15 protein-coding genes are annotated in these 18,246 nt (G+C 73.1%); 8 read left to right on the top strand and 7 right to left on the bottom strand.

The window, feature by feature from the left end:
- The first annotated feature begins 164 nt into the window (after window positions 1-164).
- The 5 genes from F8R89_RS29990 to F8R89_RS30010 all read left to right on the top strand — a co-directional run bounded on the left by F8R89_RS29990 (window position 165) and on the right by F8R89_RS30010 (window position 8,335).
- Complete coding sequence (locus F8R89_RS29990; protein ID WP_151786883.1) at window positions 165-2,126, top strand: Xaa-Pro dipeptidyl-peptidase; 1,962 nt, start codon at window positions 165-167, stop codon at window positions 2,124-2,126.
- Window positions 2,123-3,382 carry a M14 family metallocarboxypeptidase gene (locus F8R89_RS29995; protein ID WP_151786884.1) on the top strand — a complete coding sequence of 420 codons (1,260 nt, stop codon included), beginning with the start codon at window positions 2,123-2,125 and terminating at the stop codon, window positions 3,380-3,382. The genes F8R89_RS29990 and F8R89_RS29995 overlap by 4 nt, the downstream gene beginning before the upstream one ends.
- A gap of 88 nt (window positions 3,383-3,470) precedes the next feature.
- Window positions 3,471-5,177, top strand: a complete 1,707-nt coding sequence (locus F8R89_RS30000) for a BCCT family transporter (RefSeq protein ID WP_151786885.1) — start codon at window positions 3,471-3,473, stop codon at window positions 5,175-5,177.
- Between the two features lie 165 nt (window positions 5,178-5,342).
- Window positions 5,343-6,365 carry an oxidoreductase gene (locus F8R89_RS30005; protein ID WP_151786886.1) on the top strand — a complete coding sequence of 341 codons (1,023 nt, stop codon included), beginning with the start codon at window positions 5,343-5,345 and terminating at the stop codon, window positions 6,363-6,365.
- Between the two features lie 329 nt (window positions 6,366-6,694).
- Window positions 6,695-8,335 (top strand): ABC-F family ATP-binding cassette domain-containing protein, encoded by a 1,641-nt coding sequence (locus tag F8R89_RS30010; RefSeq protein WP_151786887.1) that lies wholly within the window; start codon window positions 6,695-6,697, stop codon window positions 8,333-8,335.
- A gap of 48 nt (window positions 8,336-8,383) precedes the next feature.
- Here F8R89_RS30010 and F8R89_RS30015 read toward each other — a convergent pair whose 3' ends face one another.
- The 3 genes from F8R89_RS30015 to F8R89_RS30020 form a co-directional block, all read right to left on the bottom strand.
- Entirely contained in the window at window positions 8,384-10,774 is a 2,391-nt protein-coding gene (locus F8R89_RS30015; protein WP_151786888.1) for a Tex family protein, read from the bottom strand.
- 92 nt (window positions 10,775-10,866) lie between these two features.
- Entirely contained in the window at window positions 10,867-10,998 is a 132-nt protein-coding gene (locus F8R89_RS37145) for an LPFR motif small protein (protein ID WP_264158896.1), read from the bottom strand.
- Between the two features lie 106 nt (window positions 10,999-11,104).
- Window positions 11,105-11,974, bottom strand: a complete 870-nt coding sequence (locus tag F8R89_RS30020; protein WP_151786889.1) for an SCO6745 family protein — start codon at window positions 11,972-11,974, stop codon at window positions 11,105-11,107.
- A 113-nt stretch (window positions 11,975-12,087) separates the two neighbouring features.
- On the opposite strand from F8R89_RS30020, the gene F8R89_RS30025 reads away from it, so the two are divergent.
- Both F8R89_RS30025 and F8R89_RS30030 read left to right on the top strand, forming a co-directional pair.
- Window positions 12,088-13,047, top strand: coding sequence for a GlxA family transcriptional regulator (locus F8R89_RS30025; protein WP_151786890.1), 960 nt, complete (start codon window positions 12,088-12,090; stop codon window positions 13,045-13,047).
- A 26-nt stretch (window positions 13,048-13,073) separates the two neighbouring features.
- Window positions 13,074-13,709 carry a DJ-1/PfpI family protein gene (locus tag F8R89_RS30030; protein WP_151786891.1) on the top strand — a complete coding sequence of 212 codons (636 nt, stop codon included), beginning with the start codon at window positions 13,074-13,076 and terminating at the stop codon, window positions 13,707-13,709.
- Here F8R89_RS30030 and F8R89_RS30035 read toward each other — a convergent pair.
- A complete protein-coding gene (locus F8R89_RS30035) occupies window positions 13,696-14,451 on the bottom strand; it encodes an enoyl-CoA hydratase/isomerase family protein (RefSeq protein ID WP_151786892.1) in 756 nt (251 codons plus the stop codon). The two genes, F8R89_RS30030 and F8R89_RS30035, sit on opposite strands and share 14 nt — an antisense overlap.
- A 280-nt stretch (window positions 14,452-14,731) precedes the next feature.
- On the opposite strand from F8R89_RS30035, the gene F8R89_RS30040 reads away from it, so the two are divergent.
- The gene (locus F8R89_RS30040) at window positions 14,732-15,247 is read left to right on the top strand and encodes an ATP-binding protein (RefSeq protein WP_151788342.1); all 516 of its coding nucleotides are present in this window, start codon (window positions 14,732-14,734) and stop codon (window positions 15,245-15,247) included.
- A gap of 18 nt (window positions 15,248-15,265) precedes the next feature.
- On the opposite strand, the gene idi is transcribed toward F8R89_RS30040, so the two are convergent.
- The 3 genes from idi to galE all read right to left on the bottom strand — a co-directional run bounded on the left by idi (window position 15,266) and on the right by galE (window position 18,059).
- On the bottom strand, window positions 15,266-15,859 hold the full coding sequence (idi, locus tag F8R89_RS30045) for an isopentenyl-diphosphate Delta-isomerase (RefSeq protein WP_151786893.1): 594 nt from the start codon (window positions 15,857-15,859) through the stop codon (window positions 15,266-15,268).
- Window positions 15,860-15,986: 127 nt separating this feature from the next.
- On the bottom strand, window positions 15,987-16,922 hold the full coding sequence (locus F8R89_RS30050) for a cation diffusion facilitator family transporter (protein WP_151786894.1): 936 nt from the start codon (window positions 16,920-16,922) through the stop codon (window positions 15,987-15,989).
- A gap of 165 nt (window positions 16,923-17,087) precedes the next feature.
- A complete protein-coding gene (gene galE, locus F8R89_RS30055) occupies window positions 17,088-18,059 on the bottom strand; it encodes a UDP-glucose 4-epimerase GalE (RefSeq protein WP_151786895.1) in 972 nt (323 codons plus the stop codon).
- Window positions 18,060-18,246 lie beyond the last annotated feature (187 nt).

Below are 18,246 nucleotides of genomic sequence, written 5' to 3' on the forward strand. Positions count from 1 at the left end.
TTCACCCCCTGTGCATCCGGTGTGTCCATGACCACCGCTGTCACACGATCGCCATTCGGCCGACACGTACCGCGCCACCCCGGGGGCGGTTCTCGGCCACGGCAGCCTCACGTGCAGTCAGCCGCCCTCTTCTGCACGGGAGTTGACCGATGTACCGTCCGCGCATGGCGAACCGTACGCGCACGACGATCTGGAGAACGCTCGCGACGGCGGCCACCGCCGCCCTCCTGGCCACCTTCCTGGCGCCCACCACCGCGCAGTCGGCCCCGCGCGAGAGCCGCCCCGTCCACTCCTACGAGAACGCCGTCCGCGAGGCCGTCTGGGTGGACACCGGACTCGACGGCGACGGCGACGGCCGGCACGACCGTGTCGCCGTCGACATCGTCCGCCCCCGCGAACCGGCCGCCCAGGGCCGCAAGGTGCCCGTCATCATGGACGCCAGCCCGTACTACTCCTGCTGCGGGCGCGGCAACGAGAGCCAGAAGAAGACGTACGACGCGGACGGCCACGTCGTGGGGATGCCGCTGTTCTACGACAACTACTTCGTGCCGCGCGGCTACGCCGTGGTCGGCGTCGACCTCGCCGGCACCAACCGCTCCGACGGCTGCGTCGACGTCGGCGGCCGCTCCGACGTCCTCTCCGCGAAGGCCGTCGTCGACTGGCTGAACGGCCGCGCCACCGCGTACACGACCCGCACCGGCACCACCCGCGCCAAGGCGACCTGGAGCAACGGCCGCACCGGCATGATCGGCAAGAGCTGGGACGGCACCGTCGCCAACGGCGTCGCCGCCACCGGCGTCAAGGGCCTGAGGACCATCGTCCCGATCAGCGCGATCTCCTCCTGGTACGACTACTACTTCCAGCAGGGCGCCCCGCTGTACGACTCCGGCCCCGACTGGCTCTCCGACTACGTCGACAGCCCCGACGCCCGCGCCAAGTGCGCCGCCGTCCAGAAGAAGCTCGCCGACGGGGCGCCGCGCACCGGCGACTGGACGCCCCTGTGGACCGAGCGCGACTACGTCAAGGACGCCCGCAAGGTGCGGGCCAGCGTCTTCGCCGTCCACGGCACCCAGGACCTCAACGTCCGGATGAAGCACCTCGGCCAGTGGTGGGACGCCCTCGCGAAGAACGGCGTCGAGCGCAAGATCTGGCTCTCCCAGACCGGGCACGTCGACCCCTTCGACTTCCGCCGCGCGGAGTGGGTGGAAACCCTGCACCGCTGGTTCGACCACGAACTCCTCGGCTACGACAACGGCATCGACCGCGAGCCGATGGCCGACATCGAACGCGACCCCGACCAGTGGGTCACCTCCGCGGTCTGGCCGCCGCGCGGCACCGCCACCGCCACCCTGCGCCCCGCCCACGGCCCGCAGGCCGGCGTCGGCACCCTGGGCCTGCGCAAGGGCCACGGCAGCGAGACGTTCACGGACGACCCCCGGCGCGGCGAGTCCGACTGGGCCGCGGCGATCGACACCCCCACCGCCGACAAGGCGGGCTTCGTCACCGGCCCGCTCACCCGCGACCTGCGCCTGGCCGGCTCCTCGAAGGTCACCGTCACCGCGACGCCGACCACCACCACAGCCCATCTGTCCGCCGTCCTCGTCGACCTCGGCCCCGACACGATCCGCGACTACGCGGCGGGCGGCGAGGGCGTCACCACGCGCACCGACCGCGACTGCTGGGGCGCGAGCACCACCGGCGACAGCGCCTGCTACCTGCGGACGGCCGCCGACACCGCCGACGTCGAGCACACCGTCGTCAGCCGCGGCTGGGCCGACCTCGGCACCCACGCCTCCGCCCACCACGGCCGGCCGCTGACCCCGGGCAGGGCGTACACGCTCACCCTCGACCTGGCCGCCACCGACCACGTCGTCCCGGCCGGTCACCGGCTCGCCCTGATCGTCGCGGGCACCGACAAGGACCTGATCGACCCGCCGTCGACCCGGCCCACCCTCACCCTCGACCTGTCCCGCACCGAGGCCCGCGTCCCGCTCGTCGGAGGCACGGCCGCGTTCGCGCGGGCCACCGCCGGCTCGCCGTCCGCCGCCCCGCGCGTCGCCGAACGCCTCGACGGCGTCACGGGCGCGCCCCGCTCCGCCGGGCGCGTCCCGGAGGGCGGCCGGTGACCCGCGTCCGGGCGCTCGTCCTGACCGGCGCGGCCCTCGCCGCCTGCCTGGTGGCGGGGCCCGCGCACGCCACACCCTCCCCGCCCCGCACCGGCTTCGAGACGTCCGACGGGGCCCGCTGGACGACCCAGCAGGAAGAACGGGCCCTGCTGGCCACCGTCGACCGGGCGAGCGACCGGGTCTCCGTCACCCGGATCGGCACCACCGGCGAGGGCCGCCCGCTCCGGCTCGTCCGGATCGGCGAACGCCGGGCCGCGCACCGGGTGCTGCTGGTGTGCAGCCAGCACGGTGACGAACCGTCGGGCCGCGAGGCCTGCCTCTCCACCCTCCGCGACCTCGCCTACACACAGGACCCGGCCACCCGCCGGTTCCTGGAGCGCACCACCGTCCTGGTCGTCCCCACCGCCAACCCCGACGGCCGGGCCGCCGACACCCGCGGCAACGCCGACGGCGTCGACGTCAACCGCGACCATCTCGCCCTCGCGACGGCCGAGGGCCGCGCCATGGCCGCCGTCGTCCGCGACGAACGGCCCGACATCGTCTACGACCTGCACGAGTACGGCGCCACACCGCCGTACTACGACAAGGACCTGTTCGACCTGTGGCCGCGCAACCTCAACACGGACGGAGCCGTCCACGACACGGCCCGCACCCTGTCCGAGGCGTACGTCCGCCCCGCCGCCGCCCGCGCCGGGCACTCCACGGGCACGTACGGCATCTGGACCGACCCTGTGACCGGCGAACCCGTCCGGCAGGTCGCCGGGGACGGCCAGGAGCGCATCCTGCGGAACATGACCGGCGTCAAGCACGCGGTGGGCCTGCTCATCGAGAGCCGGGTCGACGCCCTCACCGACGCCGAGCGGGCCGACTTGGCGCTCAACCACCGGCGCCGGGTGCGCTCCCAACTCGCCGGGCTCGGCGGGCTGTTCCGGTTCAGCGACGAGCAGCGCGGGCGGATCGAGCGGGCCACCGGCGCCGCCCGCCTCGCCGGTTGGAGGGACAGCGGCCCGGTGTACCTGGGCGGCGCCGACAACGACCCGCCCGAACCCGCCGAGGTGATCGCGGACCCGCCCTGCGGCTACCGGCTCACCCCCGCCCAGTACGCACGGGTGCGGGACGAACTGGCGCTCCACGGGGTGCGCACCCGGGGCACCTACGTTCCCCTGCGCCAGCCGCTGCGCGCCCTCGTCCCCCTGCTCCTGGACGCCCGCGCGCCGTACCACCTCACGGAGGGTGAACCCGACACCGGCTGCTGAACGGGCCGCTCGTGGCGGAATCTGTGGTAGGTCCTGGAAAACACGTGGTGACCGGCGTATCCACCGCTTCCAGGGGAAGGTGCCGCAGATGACTGACGATCTGAAGCAGAGAGGCGGTGACGGTCCGGAAGCGCCCGCGGGCGCTTCCGCCCGCCGTACCGACCGAGTGGTGTTCGGAGTCACCGCGGCCATCACCCTGGCCTTCGTGATCTGGGGCTGGGCGGCCACCGACTCGCTGGAGAGCGCGTCCTCCACGCTCCTCGACGGGCTGATCCACAACGGCGGCTGGGCGTTCATGCTGGCCGCCTCCGGGTTCGTGGTGTTCGCGCTCTGGCTCGCCATCAGCCGGTACGGCCGTATCCACCTCGGCGCCGAGGGCGAGGAGCCCGAGTTCAAGACGGTGTCCTGGGTCGCCATGATGTTCAGCGCCGGCATGGGCATCGGCCTGATGTTCTACGGCGTCAGCGAACCGCTCGCGCACTACACGACGCCGCCCCCCGGCACGGACCCCGCCAACTCCGGTGAACGCATGGAGACGGCGATGGCCACCACCCTCTTCCACTGGACACTGCACCCGTGGGCGATCTACGCGGTGGTCGGACTCGGCATCGCCTACAGCACCTTCCGCAAGCGCCGCCGCCAGACCATCAGCGCGGTCTTCACCCCGCTGATCGGGGAGCGGCACGCCAACGGCACCGCGGGGCGGGTCATCGACATCCTCGCGATCATCGCGACCGTCTTCGGCTCCGCCGCCTCCCTCGGTCTCGGCGCCCTGCAGATCGGCTCCGGCTTCCAGGAGCTCGACTGGATGGACGACGTGAGCACCGGGCTGCTCGTCGCCATCATCGCGGTGCTGACGCTGGCCTTCGTCGCCTCCGCCGTCTCCGGCATCGAGCGGGGCATCCAGTGGCTGTCGAACATCAACATGGTGCTCGCCCTGATCCTCGCGGTGTTCGTGTTCATCGCGGGCCCGACGATCATCGTCCTCGACCTGATCCCGACCTCGGTCTTCTCCTACCTGGGCGACCTGCCCCAGCTCGCCGGCCGCACCGAGGCCAGCGGCGGCGAGGGCGTCGCCGCGTGGCTCGGCAGCTGGACGGTCTTCTACTGGGCCTGGTGGATCTCCTGGACGCCGTTCGTCGGCATGTTCATCGCGCGCATCAGCCGCGGGCGCACCATCCGTCAGTTCGTCGGCGGGGTCATCCTCGTGCCCAGCACGGTCAGCCTGATCTGGTTCGCGATCTTCGGCGGCTCCGCGATGAAGGTGAAGGAGGGCGGCGGGCTCGCCGGGAAGGACACCCCCGAGGGGCAGCTGTTCGGACTGCTCCAGGAGTTCCCCATCGCCACGGTCACCAGCCTGCTCGTGATGATCCTCGTCGGCATCTTCTTCGTGTCCGGCGCCGACGCGGCGTCCATCGTGATGGGAACGCTCTCCCAGAAGGGTGCCCTCGAACCGGGCAAATTCGTCGTGGTGTTCTGGGGTGTGGTCACCGGTGCGGTCGCGGCCATCATGCTGCTCGTCGGCAGCGGCCAGGGCGACGCCCTGACCGGGCTCCAGAACCTCACCATCCTCGCCGCGGCACCCTTCGTCCTGGTGATGATCGGCGCCTGTGTGGCCCTCATGCGTGATCTGCGCCAGGACCCGGTCATCGTGCGCGGCGAGATCGGCTCCGAGGCCGTCGACCTCGCCGTCATCGAGGGACACAAGCGCTACGACGGGGACTTCGAGATCAAGGTCGGCCCGGGCCCCGGCACCGAGACCTCCGGCGACCCGCTGGGCCACGACCACGGCTAGAGCCTCTCGTCAGGGGCGCACCGACGTGGGGGAGGCGGACGCACCGCCTCCCTCGCGCCCCCACCCACCCCCGCACGCCCGCGCATGCGTTCACCCCCCGAATCGGACGTAGCGGAATATGTCATGCCGCGCTCATACCGGTCCCGCTCTGGGGATACTCACACCATGTCTGCCGCGTACGCGACCTTCGGCCTGGCACCGGCGATGCGTGCCGGCGGCGTCCTGGCCAACGGTGACTACCAGGTGCACCGGGACTTCGTGGACTTCATCGTCGACGGCCGCCCGCTGCTGTTCCAGCTCTCCGACCTCGACGCCGTCTCCCCGCTCGCCTCCGACGTCCCGCCCGCCATCTTCACCGCCCAGGTCCGCAGCCTGCTCCTGGAGGCCGACGCCCCGCTGCCCGGCGGGCGGTACGTCGTCTACGGCTGCCCCGACTGCGCCGACCTCGCCTGCGGAGCCGTCACCGCGGCCATCACCCGCGACGGCGACGACTACATCTGGCAGGACTTCGCCTGGCAGACCGACGAACACGCCGACCTGGAGCTCAACGGCTACCACGGCATAGGCCCGTTCCGCTTCGAGGGCGCCGGATACCGCGCCGCGCTCCACTCCCTGCTCCGGGACGCCGCCGAGGCACCGCGCCGCCGGGTCCTCCTCATCGGCGCCCGGGTCGCCGTCCTCGCCCGGCTCGCCGCCGCGCTGCGCACCATCGGCGTCGGCGCCGACATCACCGACGACGTGGACGGCGTACCCGCCGACGAACTGCGCGCCTACGGTGCCGTCGCGTTCGGGCGCGGGGTCGGCGAGGAGCAGCGCGCCACCGTCCGCCGGGCGTTCACGGACGCCGGCGTCGACGTCGTGTACGTCGACGGCCTCGCGCCGATCGTGCCGCTGCTGGTCGCGCAGATCGAACACGCCCTGGACCGCAGCCCGCTCGACCGGCGCCGGCTGACCCGCCTGGTCGCCGCCGGCGGGGAGGCCGGCGTCGAGGTCACCTCACCCTGCCGGGTCCGGCTCACCGCCTACCGCCTCGACCGGCTGTACCGGACCCACACCCACGAGGTCTTCGACGGCGTCCTGGAGCCGGGCCGCCACCGCATCCCGCTGGACGCCCGGGCAGTGAAGGGCGAGGCGTACGTGGTGGCCCGCACCTCGGGAAGCGTCCTGGTGGACCCGATGACCCACTAGCCCCAGCCCCCCCAGGGGCGCGGGGCACTGCGCGCCCGACCACGACCTGCCCGCAGTCGAAAGCGGCCTGGACCAGCCCCCCCAGGGGCGCGGGGAACTGCGCGCCCGACCACGACCTGCCCGCAGCGGAAAGCGACCTGGACCAGCCCCCCCAGGGGCGCGGGGAACTGCGCGCCCAGCCACGAACTGCCCGCAGTCGAAAGCGGCCTGGACCAGCCCCCTCAGGGGCGCGGGGAACTGCGCGCCCAGCCACCCACCCACACCCGCCGAGGACGGCACACCCCACCCGTCCGGCGGACACCCCCCGCACCCCACTAGGATCACCCCCTGTGACCGCCACCCTCGTCGCCAAGAACCTCGCCGCCGGCCACGGCGACCGCACCCTGTTCAGCGGGCTCGACCTCGTCGTGGCACCCGGCGACGTGATCGGCCTGGTCGGCGCCAACGGCGCGGGTAAGTCCACGCTGCTGCGCCTGCTCGCCGGGCTCGCCGCCCCCGAGGAGGGCGAACTGCGCCTGTCCCCGCCGGCCGCCACCGTCGGTCACCTCCCGCAGGAACCGGAGCGCCGGCCCGGCGAGACCGTCCGGCAGTTCCTGGCCCGCCGTACCGGGGTCGCCGAGGCCCAGCGCGTGATGGACGAGGCGACGCAGGCCCTCGTCGACGGGGCGCCCGGCGCCGACGACGCGTACGCCACCGCCCTGGAGCGCTGGCTGGACCTGGGCGGCGCGGACCTCGACGAGCGGGCCGACGAGGTCGCCGACGCGCTCGGTCTCGCCGTGGACCTGGAGCAGCCGATGACCTCTCTGTCCGGCGGCCAGGCGGCCCGCGCCGGACTGGCCTCGCTGCTGCTCTCCCGCTACGACGTCTTCCTGCTCGACGAGCCCACCAACGACCTCGACCTCGACGGCCTGGAACGGCTGGAACGCTTCGTCACCGGCCTGCGCGCCGGCACGGTCGTCGTCAGCCACGACCGGGAGTTCCTCGCCCGCACGGTCACCAAGGTCCTCGAACTCGACCTGGCGCAACGGCAGATTAACCTCTACGGCGGCGGCTACGACGCCTACCTGGAGGAGCGCGAGGTCGCCCGCCGGCACGCCCGCGACGACTACGAGGAGTACGCCGACAAGAAGGCCGCCCTCCACGAGCGCGCCCAGACCCAGCGGTCCTGGATGGACAAGGGCGTGAAGAACGCCCGGCGCAAGGCGGGCAACGACAACGACAAGATCGGCCGCAAGTTCCGCAGCGAGGCCAGCGAGAAGCAGGCCGCGAAGGCCCGGCAGACCCAGCGCATGATCGAGCGCCTGGAGGTCGTCGAGGAACCGCGCAAGGAGTGGGAACTGCGCATGGAGATCGCGTCGGCGCCCCGCTCCGGCGCGGTCGTCGCGACCCTGCGCGACGCCGAGGTCCGCCGCGGCCCCTTCACCCTGGGCCCGGTGTCCCTGCAGATCGACTGGGCGGACCGGGTGGCCGTCACCGGCGCCAACGGCGCCGGCAAGTCCACCCTGCTCGCCGCCCTCCTGGGCCGGGTCCCGCTGGACGCCGGCCAGGCCCACCTCGGCTCGGGCGTCCTGATCGGCGAGGTCGACCAGGCACGCAAGCTGTTCCACGGGGACGAGGCACTGCTGGACGCCTTCCGCGCGGCCGTCCCCGACACCGAACCCGTCGAGGTGCGCACCCTGCTGGCCAAGTTCGGCCTGAAGTCGGAGCACGTGCTGCGCCCTGCGGTCACCCTCTCCCCGGGGGAGCGGACCCGCGCCGCCCTCGCGCTGCTCCAGGGCCGGGGAGTCAACCTCCTGGTGCTGGACGAGCCCACCAACCACCTCGACCTGCCCGCCATCGAGCAGCTGGAGTCGGCCCTGGACGCCTACGAGGGCACCCTCCTCCTGGTCACCCACGACCGGCGCATGCTCGACGCGGTCCACGTCACCCGCCGCCTGGAGGTCGCCGACGGCAAGGTGACGGAACGCTGAACGGTCCGGGGCGGGCGGGAACGCCCCGCCCGCCCCGACACACACCCGTCAGCGCTTGCCGTTCTTCCCGTCGAGCAGGCCCGCCTTGCGCAGGGCGTCCGCCATCGCGCTGTTCGCCGGGGGAGGCGCCTGGCGGGAACCACCGCCCTGGCCGCCCCGGCCGCCGCCACCCTGGCCGCCGCCTTGGCGCTGCCGCTGCTGCGGCGGACGTCCGCCCCGCTGGCGCCGCTCACCGCCGCCCTGCCGGTCCTGCGGGGCGGCCTCGTCGTCCAGCCGGAGCGTCAGCGAGATCCGCTTGCGCGGGATGTCCACGTCGAGGACCTTCACCTTGACGATGTCGCCGGGCTTCACCACGTCCCGCGGGTCCTTCACGAACGTCTTCGACAGGGCGGAGACGTGCGCGAGACCGTCCTGGTGGACGCCGATGTCGATGAACGCCCCGAACGCCGCCACGTTCGTGACGACGCCCTCCAGGACCATCCCCGAGGACAGGTCGGAGATCTTCTCGACGCCCTCCTTGAAGGTCGCCGTGCGGAAGGCCGGGCGCGGGTCGCGGCCGGGCTTCTCCAGCTCCTTGAGGATGTCCGTCACGGTCGGCAGACCGAACGTCTCGTCCACGAAGTCGTCGGGCCGCAGCGAGCGCAGCACCCCGGTGTTGCCGATCAGGGCGGCCACGTCCTGGCCCGACGTCTTCACGATCCGCCGCACCACCGGGTAGGACTCGGGGTGGACGCTGGACGCGTCCAGCGGGTCGTCGCCGCCGCGGATGCGCAGGAAGCCCGCGCACTGCTCGTACGCCTTCGGGCCGAGCCGCGCCACCTTCTTCAGCTGCCCGCGGGAGGTGAAGGGGCCGTTGGCGTCCCGGTGGGACACGATGTTCTCCGCGAGACCCGAGGTGATGCCGGAGACGCGCGCGAGAAGCGGCGCCGACGCCGTGTTGACGTCCACACCGACACCGTTCACACAGTCCTCGACGACCGCGTCCAGGGAGCGCGACAGCTTCACCTCGGACAGGTCGTGCTGGTACTGGCCGACGCCGATCGACTTCGGGTCGATCTTCACCAGCTCGGCCAGCGGGTCCTGCAGCCGGCGGGCGATCGACACGGCGCCGCGCAGCGACACGTCCATGTCGGGCAGCTCCTGCGAGGCGAAGGCGGAGGCCGAGTACACGGAGGCGCCGGCCTCGGACACCATCACCTTGGTGAGCTTCAGCTCCGGGTGCCGGGTGATCAGTTCACCGGCGAGCTTGTCGGTCTCGCGGGACGCCGTGCCGTTGCCGATCGCGATCAGCTCGACCGCGTGCTCCTTCGCCAGCCGGGCCAGCTTGGCGATGGCCTCGTCCCAGCGGTTGGCCGGGACGTGCGGGTGGATGACGTCGGTGGCGACGACCTTGCCGGTGGCGTCCACGACGGCGACCTTGACGCCGGTGCGGAAGCCGGGGTCGAGGCCCAGCGTCGCCCGGGTGCCGGCCGGGGCGGCCAGCAGCAGGTCGCGGAGGTTGGCGGCGAACACCCCGACGGCCTCGTCCTCGGCGGCCGTGCGCAGCCGCAGCCGCAGGTCGATGCCGAGGTGGACGAGAACGCGGGTGCGCCAGGCCCAGCGGACCGTGTCCAGCAGCCACTTGTCGGCCGGACGCCCCCGATCGGCGATCTGGAAGCGGTGCGCGATCATCCCCTCGTACGAGGACGGGCCGTCGGTCGGCTCCTCCGGCTCCAGGACGAGGTCGAGGACCTCCTCCTTCTCACCGCGGAGCATCGCCAGGATCCGGTGCGAGGGCAGCTCGGTGAACGGCTCGGCGAAGTCGAAGTAGTCGGCGAACTTGGCGCCCGCCTCCTCCTTGCCCTCGCGCACCTTGGCGGCCAGGCGCCCGCGCGTCCACATGCGTTCGCGCAGCTCGCCGATCAGGTCGGCGTCCTCGGAGAAGCGCTCCGTCAGGATGGCCCGGGCGCCGTCCAGGGCGGCCTGCGGATCGGCGACGCCCTTGCCGGCGTCCACGAACGCGGAGGCGGCGGCCAGCGGCTCGACCGTCGGGTCGGCGAGCAGGCCCTCGGCCAGCGGCTCGAGCCCGGCCTCCCGGGCGATCTGCGCCTTGGTGCGGCGCTTGGGCTTGAACGGCAGATAGATGTCCTCGAGCCGGGCCTTGGTCTCGGCCGCGCGGATCCGCGCCTCCAGCTCCTCGGTGAGCTTGCCCTGCTCCCGCACCGAGTCCAGGATCGCCGTCCGCCGCTCCTCCAGCTCCCGCAGATAGCGCAGCCGCTCCTCGATCGTGCGCAGCTGCGCGTCGTCGAGCGTCTCGGTCGCCTCCTTGCGGTAGCGGGCGATGAAAGGCACCGTCGAACCGCCGTCGAGCAGCTCCACGGCGGCCTTCACCTGCCGCTCCCGTACGCCGAGCTCCGCGGCGATCCTGCCTTCGATGGACCCTGTGAGGGGTGTCGTCACGATCCCGTCCCGCCTTCTGACTGAGGTTGCGCGGCAATTGTGGCAGGTGACGCCGACAACCGGGGATCAGGGCGGGTCCGTGGCGGGGCGGGTCAGGCCCGGCGGCCGTGGGCGCTGCCGGACGCCCCGCCGAACAGCCGGGCGAGGGCCCGGAACGGGAGCGTCACGACGGTGGCGATGGCGCCGCCGATCTGGCGCAGGACATCTGCGATGGCATGGAACACGTCGTTCACCTCTCCTCGGCGGCCGCCGGTCGGCCGTCGAGGTCACGGGTACCGCGCCCGGCGCACGTCATGCCCGGTCGGCCGGTCCGCGGCGGCCCGGCCGATGTCAGCCCTTGCCGAGCAGGTCCGCCGGGAACGCCCCGGCCATCGCCGCCGTCCGCGCGAACCCGGCGCCCAGCTCCGTCAGCCGGGCCACGCCCTCCGCCCCGAGACGCCGGTACGGCGCCTGGTCGAGGCGGTCCGTCTCGGCCTCGATCTCCTGGCGCAGGGCGACCCCCTCGGGCGTCAGCTCGCCCGCCTCGTCCAGCAGACCGCGCTCGCGCAGCCGGCCGCAGGCGGCGTCCCAGTCCTCCTGGGACCAGCCGCGGGTCGCGAACACCCACTTCGGGGTCATGCCCTTGCCGGTCGCGGTGTGGGTGACCACGGCCCCCAGACCGTCCAGTTCGGCCGACATCAGCACGGCCAGATGCCCGTCGCCCCGGTGCTCGCGCAGCAGCGTCGTCGCGTGGAAGTACGCGAGGTGCGGCTGCTCGGGCACCGGCAGGTCCGCGTACGCCGAGTACAGCGGCCGGGCGCTGCGGGAGCACCCCTCGGTGGCGCGCAGCGCGAGCCCGGCCGCCTCGGTCATCTCCGCCGACGCCACCGCCTCCTCGCCGAGCAGCCGGCGCAGCGCCCGGTCCACCGCCCGCGCGCGGGCCGCGAGAACGGCCTCGGGGGAGGCGACCGACCAGACGGCGGGGACGTGCCGGGCGACCGCCTCGTGCTTGTAGTTGTAGAACGCCGCCGTCACCGCGCCCGCGCCGACCGGGCCCATCGCGGCCGCCCGCACCGCGAAGTTGACGGCCTTGGGATGCGTGATCCCGAGCGCGCCCAGCTCCTCGCCCGTCTCGGGCGCGAAGTACAGCGTCGCGTGGAGGGAGTTGAGCATGTTCTGGCAGCGGCGGCCGGCACGGGGCTCCAGGGCGGCAGTAGTCATGGCCCGAGGTTACCAACCGCTTGGTACGTCGCCTGGGGCGCGCGTCCGCCATGGCAGGAAAGGTGGGGTCCTCGTCATTGCGGCCGTCCGCCGGGGCTCGAAGAATCGAAGGCATGGCCCAGCGAACCGTTCTCTTCGTGCTCTTCGACGACGTCCTGAGCCTGGACGTCAGCGGTCCGCTGGAGGTCTTCGCCGCGGCCGAGACCTACCGTCCGGGCACCTACCGCATCCGTACGGCCTCCCTGGACGGCGGCCCCGTCCGCACCTCCGGCGGTCTGACCCTCGTCCCGGACCGGGCGCTCGGCGACCGGCTCGACGCGCACACCCTCGTCGTCCCGGGCGGCCAGGGCACCCGTGACCCGGACCCCGCCCTCACCGACTGGCTGCGCGCCCACGCCCGCACCGCCGAACGCCTCGTCTCCGTCTGCACCGGCTCCCTGCTGCTGGCCGGGGCCGGGCTCCTGGACGGGCGCCGCGCCACGACCCACTGGGCGTACTGCGGCAAGCTCGCCCGCGACCACCCGGAGGTCGCCGTCGAACCCGACCCCATCTACGTGCGCGACGGACAGGTGTCCACCTCCGCCGGCGTCACCTCCGGCATCGACCTCGCGCTCGCCCTGGTCGAGGAGGACCTCGGCCGGGACATCGCCCTCGGGATCGCCCGCCACCTCGTCGTCTTCCTGCGCAGGCCCGGCAACCAGGCCCAGTTCAGCGCCCAGCTCGCCGCCCAGACCGCGCGGCGCGAGCCGCTGCGGGACGTGCAGCGCTGGATCACCGAGCACCCCGAGGCCGATCTCTCCGTCGAGGCGCTCGCCGCCCGCGCCAGCCTCTCCGCGCGCCACTTCGCCCGCGCCTTCCAGCACGAGACCGGCATGACGCCCGGCCGCTATGTCGACCGGGTCCGCCTCGAACACGCCCGCCGCCTCCTGGAGGACACCACCGACGGCGTCGAGGAGATCTCCCGGGCCGGCGGCTACGGCACCCCCGAGGCCATGCGCCGCGCCTTCGTACGGACTCTCGGCGTGTCCCCGGCGGAGTACCGCCGCCGCTTCCGCCCCGCGTCCACGCCCTGACCTCCGACCGCCCCGAAGGGAACGCCATGCAGATCGCCATGGTCCTGTACGACCGCTTCACCGCCCTCGACGTCGTGGGCCCCTACGAGGCGCTGAGCCGCCTCCCGGACGCGCGCGTCGACTTCGTCGCCGAGCGGGCGGGGCCGGTCCGCGCCGACACCGGCTTCCTCACGCTGACCGCGGACAAGGCCCTGGCCGACGTGCCGCACCCGGACGTCGTCGTGGTGCCCGGCGGCCCCGGCACGTTCACCGAGATCGAGAACGAGACCTTCCTGGACTGGCTCCGGACGGCCGACGCCACGACCGCCTGGACGACCTCCGTCTGCTCCGGCTCCCTGCTCCTGGCCGCCGCCGGGCTGCTCCGGGACCGCCGCGCCGCCTCGCACTGGCTGACCCTGGACTTCCTGCGGCAGTACGGCGCCCAGCCCACCGCGGACCGCGTCGTCACGGACGGCAAGTACGTCACCGCCGCCGGCGTCTCCGCCGGGATCGACATGGCCCTCACCCTGGTGGGCCGGATCGCCGGCGACGAGCACGCCCAGGCCGTCCAGCTCCTGATCGAGTACGACCCGCGGCCGCCCTACGACGCGGGTTCGCCCGCCAAGGCGCCCGCGCACCTCGTCGAGGAGTTCCGCACCGGCAGCCGGTTCACCCTCGTGTAGAGACGGTCCAGGTGAAGCGCGGCTGCCTGCGCTCCAGGAAGGCGGCGACCCCCTCCGCGGTGTCGCCGCTCTCGCGCGCCCGCTCCGCCCAGTGCCCGTCGCGGTCGGTGCGGCCGCTCGCGAACTCCTTGGCGGCGGCCTGGGTCAGCTGCGAGCGCGACGCCAGGACCCGGGTGAACTCCGCGACCCGCTTGTCCAGTTCCCCCTCGGGCAGCACCTCGTCCACCAGACCCGTGCGCAGGGCACGCTCCGCGTCGATCAACTCGCCCGAGAACAGCAGGTACTTGGCGGTGGCCGGACCGACCAACGCCACCAGCCTCCGGGTGGAGGAGGCCGGGTAGACGATCCCGAGCTTCGCCGGTGTGACCCCGAACAGCGCGCCCTCCTGCGCGAACCGCAGATCGCACGCCGCCGCCAGCTGGGCCCCGCCGCCCACGCAGTGCCCTCGGACCGCGGCCAGCGTCGGCTTCGGGAAGGCCGCCAGGGCCTCCTCGGCGGCCACGGCCAGCTCCTGCGCCTCCCGCGGGGACCCCTGGAGCGTCGAGATGTCCGCGCCCGCGCAGAAGGTCCCGCCCTCGCCGGTCAGCACCAGCGCCCGGACGTCCGGGTCGGCGGCCAGCGTGTCCAGCAGCGGGGGCAGCGCCCGCCACATCGCGGCCGTCATCGCGTTGCGCTTGGCCGGATGGTGGACGACGACGGTGGCGACCGCGTCGGCGACGCGGTGCAGCAGCTGGGGCTCCATGCGCCGGATGCTATCCGCCGGTGCCGGGCGGCCCTCGGGAGAGGGGCCTCCGCCGGGCGGATCGTCCGGACCCGGCACGCCCCCAAACCCGTACAACCCGAATAGTTCGCCAATTCGGCATCCGGCGGGTCAACAGTGGTCCCACATCTGACCGTGTCATACGCCAACGGTCATAAACGCTCGATACCTGCTGACTTCTGTTCAGTTCTCCGGTCGGGACCGGTGCGTTACCAACACTCGACGTGTGGTGACAATCGAGCGCAAGGGTGGCGACCGGACGATGGAGAACCACGGGCGCGGGTCCGGCCCGCGCCCAGCGGGCGGCGCGGAGGACTCCCTCGATCCGCGGACGCCGGACCCACTGCCGTACGAAGGCGTCTGGCGGTTCACCGCCCCCGCCGTGGAGGCATCCGTCCCGCAGGCGCGGCACGCCGTGCGGGACCTGCTGTACCGCCAGGGCGTACCGGTCCCGGACGACCTGGTCCAAGGGCTGCTGCTGATCATCTCGGAGCTGGTGACGAACGCCGTACGGCACGCGGCGCTGCTGTCACCGATGCTCGCCGTGGAGGTCGCCGTCGGCGCGGAGTGGCTGCGGGTGTCCGTCGAGGACAACCACCCCTACCGGCCGACCGCCCTGGAGGCCGACTACGGGCAGACCGGCGGCCGGGGGCTGCTCCTGGTCCGGGAGATCACCCGGGAGGCGGGCGGCGTCTGCGACGTCGAGCACACCGCGAGCGGCGGCAAGGTGATCTGGGCCGCCGTCCCGCTGAAACCGGTCCGGGACCCGTACCTCTGATACGGGCCCCGGCGGGCGTCACCAGCCGGCCGACGGGCCCGTCAGCTCGCGGACGGCGGGGCGGGCCGCGTCCAGCACGGTCATGAACCAGGACGAGAACGGCTCCTTCGCGTGCCGCTCGGCCAGCTCGGCCGCCGTGACGAAGGCCGTCCCGCCGATCTCCTCCGGGTCAGGCCGCAGCGCGCCCTGCACCAGGCCGACGAAGAGATGGTTGTACTCCTGCTCCACCAGGCCCGAGTCGGGGTCCGGGTGGTTGTAGCGGACCGTGCCGGCCTCGGCCATCAGCGAGGGCGAGACGCCCAGCTCCTCGAACGTGCGCCGGGCCGCCGCCGCGAAGGGGGCCTCCCCGGGGTACGGGTGGCCGCAGCAGGTGTTGGACCAGACACCGGGGGAGTGGTACTTGCCGAGCGCCCGCTGCTGCAGCAGCAGCCGGCCCCGCTCGTCGAAGAGGAACACGGAGAACGCGCGATGCAGCTGCCCGGGCGGCTGATGGGCGGCGAGCTTCTCCGCGGTGCCGATCGTCACACCGTTCTCGTCGACCAGTTCCAGCAGAATCGCGTCAGCGTCGCCCTTCGACGCACTCTGCGTCGAGGTGGCAGGTGTGATCGGCATACCCATCCTTCACATCGGTGTTGCGCCCCAAGTGTGCCGTACGAATCCGGCACTCCCGGCAAGTGATCGTGCCCGGCGCGGCGGCTGGGGAACCGCCCACGGGGGACCGTACGCCTGTTCCGGCCGGTCAGTGGCAGAGCCGGGACTCGTGCTGCGCGTGGCCCGCCGGCTCCAGCTGGAAGGTGCAGTGCTCCACGTCGAAATGGTCGCCGAGGCAGCCCTGGAGCTCGTGCAGCACCTTCTCGTGACCGATGGCGTTCAGGACGTCGGAGCGCACCACCACATGGGCGGACAGCACCGGCATCCCCGAGGTGATCGTCCACGCGTGCAGGTCGTGGACGTCCTCGACGCCGTCCACGGCGAGGATGTGCACCCGCACCTCGTCCATGTCGACCCCCTTCGGCGCCGACTCCAGCAGGACGTCGAGGGTCTCGCGCAGCAGCTTCAGCGTGCGCGGCACGATCATCACACCGATGACCAGCGAGGCGATCGGGTCGGCGGCCTGCCAGCCGGTGCCCAGGATCACGGCCGCGGAGACGATCACCGTCAGCGAGCCGAGGGTGTCCGCCGCCACCTCCAGGAACGCGCCGCGTACGTTGAGGCTCTCCTTCTGGCCCCGCATCAGCAGCGACAGCGAGATCAGGTTGGCGACCAGACCGATCGCGCCGAACACGACCATCAGGCCGCCCTCGGTGTCCGCCGGGGTGAAGAACCGCTGGACGGCCTCGTACAGGACGTACCCGCCGACGCCGAGCAGCAGCAGACAGTTCGCGAGGGCGGCGAGGATCTCCGCGCGGGCGTAGCCGAAGGTGCGGGTGGTGCTCGCCGGCCGGTTCGCGAAGTGGATCGCGAACAGGGCCATGCCGAGGCCCACCGCGTCCGTCGCCATGTGCGCCGCGTCCGCGACCAGGGCCAGCGAGTCCGCGGCCACACCGCCGACGATCTGCACCACCATGACCGCGAGCGTGATCCCCAGCGCGATCCGCAGCCGCCCCCGGTAGGCGGCGGCCGCCGTACCGGTCGGGGGCCCGTGCGCGTGCCCGTGATCGTGCCCAGCCCCCATGGGAAGCCGCCCTTCTGGTCGTACGACGATCGCAACCGTCCGTCCGGGATGACAGTCAACTACGGGTAGGGGGTATCCGGCAACGCGGCGTTGAATACCGTTGTCATATGCCGTGACCTGCGGAAACGTTCCGCAGGTCAGCGCCGCGCACCCGGCCCGTACCGCTCAGCCGCCGTGGTGGAGCCGCCAGCCGGCCCACGCCGACTCGACCATCTCGCGTACCCCGCGCCGGGCCGTCCACCCGAGCTCCCGGGCGGCCAGCTCGGCCGAGGCGACCGCGCGCGGCGCGTCCCCGGGCCGGCGCCCCTCCACCACGGCGGGCCGCCGGTCGCCGGTCACCTCCCCGATCACGTCGATCAGCTCGCGCACGGAGACGCCCGTCCCACTGCCGATGTTCAGCGTGAGGTCGCCGCCCGCGTCCGGGGAGGAGAGGTGCCGGGCCGCCGCCAGATGCGCCTCGGCGAGGTCGGCGACATGGATGTAGTCACGGACGCACGTGCCGTCCGGCGTCGGATAGTCGTCGCCGAAGATCCGCGGCGCCTCGTCACGGGTGAGCCGGTCGAAGACCATCGGCACGATGTTGAAGACGCCGGTGTCCGCGAGTTCCGGAGCGGCGGCTCCCGCCACGTTGAAGTAGCGCAGGCACACCGTCGCGATGCCGTGCGCCTGCCCGGCCGCCCGCACCAGCCACTCCCCGGCCAGCTTGGTCTCGCCGTACGGGTTCACCGGGGCGCACGGGGTCCGCTCCGTGATGAGGTCCACATCCGGGTTGCCGTACACGGCGGCGGACGAGGAGAACAGCAGGCGCCGGATCCCGGCCTTCGCGACCGCGTCCAGGAGCGTGGCGAGACCGCCCACGTTCTCCCGGTAGTAGCGGGTGGGCTGCGCCACCGACTCCGCCACCTGCTTGCGGGCCGCGAGATGCACCACACCGGTCACCCTGTGCTCGGCGAGGACCCGCTCGAGCAGGTCGCCGTCCAGGGACGAGCCGCGCACCAGCGGCACCTCGGCCGGCAGCCGCGCCGGGTACCCGGCCGAGAGGTCGTCCAGGGCGACGACCCGCTCCCCGGCGTCCGTCATGGCCCGCGCCACGTGTGCTCCGATGTAGCCGGCCCCGCCTGTGATCAGCCATGTCATGGTCGCCCACCCTATGCCGACCCACCGCGGCCTCCCGCAATGTCCCCGGTGCCCCGGTCTGTACCGGGCGGGTTTGTGGGCGGCCCCGGCGATCCCCGATGATGATCGCCGGGCGGCACCGGGCGAACCTTGTCGATCGTCACGCCGAACGGCCGGTGAACGTCGGCTTCCCGTCATCCGATAGCCT

The sequence above is a fragment of the Streptomyces sp. SS1-1 genome (genome assembly GCF_008973465.1).
In the GTDB taxonomy this organism is placed as follows: Bacteria; Actinomycetota; Actinomycetes; order Streptomycetales; family Streptomycetaceae; genus Streptomyces.

What these genes read in the sequence shown, in the direction of transcription:
- F8R89_RS29990 (WP_151786883.1), top strand. Translation starts at nt 165, where the DNA reads ATGGCGAACCGTACGCGCACGACGATCTGGAGAACGCTCGCGACGGCG.
- F8R89_RS30000 (WP_151786885.1), top strand. Translation starts at nt 3,471, where the DNA reads ATGACTGACGATCTGAAGCAGAGAGGCGGTGACGGTCCGGAAGCGCCC.
- F8R89_RS30005 (WP_151786886.1), top strand. Translation starts at nt 5,343, where the DNA reads ATGTCTGCCGCGTACGCGACCTTCGGCCTGGCACCGGCGATGCGTGCC.
- F8R89_RS30020 (WP_151786889.1), bottom strand. Translation starts at nt 11,974, where the DNA reads ATGACTACTGCCGCCCTGGAGCCCCGTGCCGGCCGCCGCTGCCAGAAC.
- F8R89_RS30025 (WP_151786890.1), top strand. Translation starts at nt 12,088, where the DNA reads ATGGCCCAGCGAACCGTTCTCTTCGTGCTCTTCGACGACGTCCTGAGC.
- F8R89_RS30030 (WP_151786891.1), top strand. Translation starts at nt 13,074, where the DNA reads ATGCAGATCGCCATGGTCCTGTACGACCGCTTCACCGCCCTCGACGTC.
- F8R89_RS30035 (WP_151786892.1), bottom strand. Translation starts at nt 14,451, where the DNA reads ATGGAGCCCCAGCTGCTGCACCGCGTCGCCGACGCGGTCGCCACCGTC.
- F8R89_RS30040 (WP_151788342.1), top strand. Translation starts at nt 14,732, where the DNA reads ATGGAGAACCACGGGCGCGGGTCCGGCCCGCGCCCAGCGGGCGGCGCG.
- idi (WP_151786893.1), bottom strand. Translation starts at nt 15,859, where the DNA reads ATGCCGATCACACCTGCCACCTCGACGCAGAGTGCGTCGAAGGGCGAC.
- F8R89_RS30050 (WP_151786894.1), bottom strand. Translation starts at nt 16,922, where the DNA reads ATGGGGGCTGGGCACGATCACGGGCACGCGCACGGGCCCCCGACCGGT.
- galE (WP_151786895.1), bottom strand. Translation starts at nt 18,059, where the DNA reads ATGACATGGCTGATCACAGGCGGGGCCGGCTACATCGGAGCACACGTG.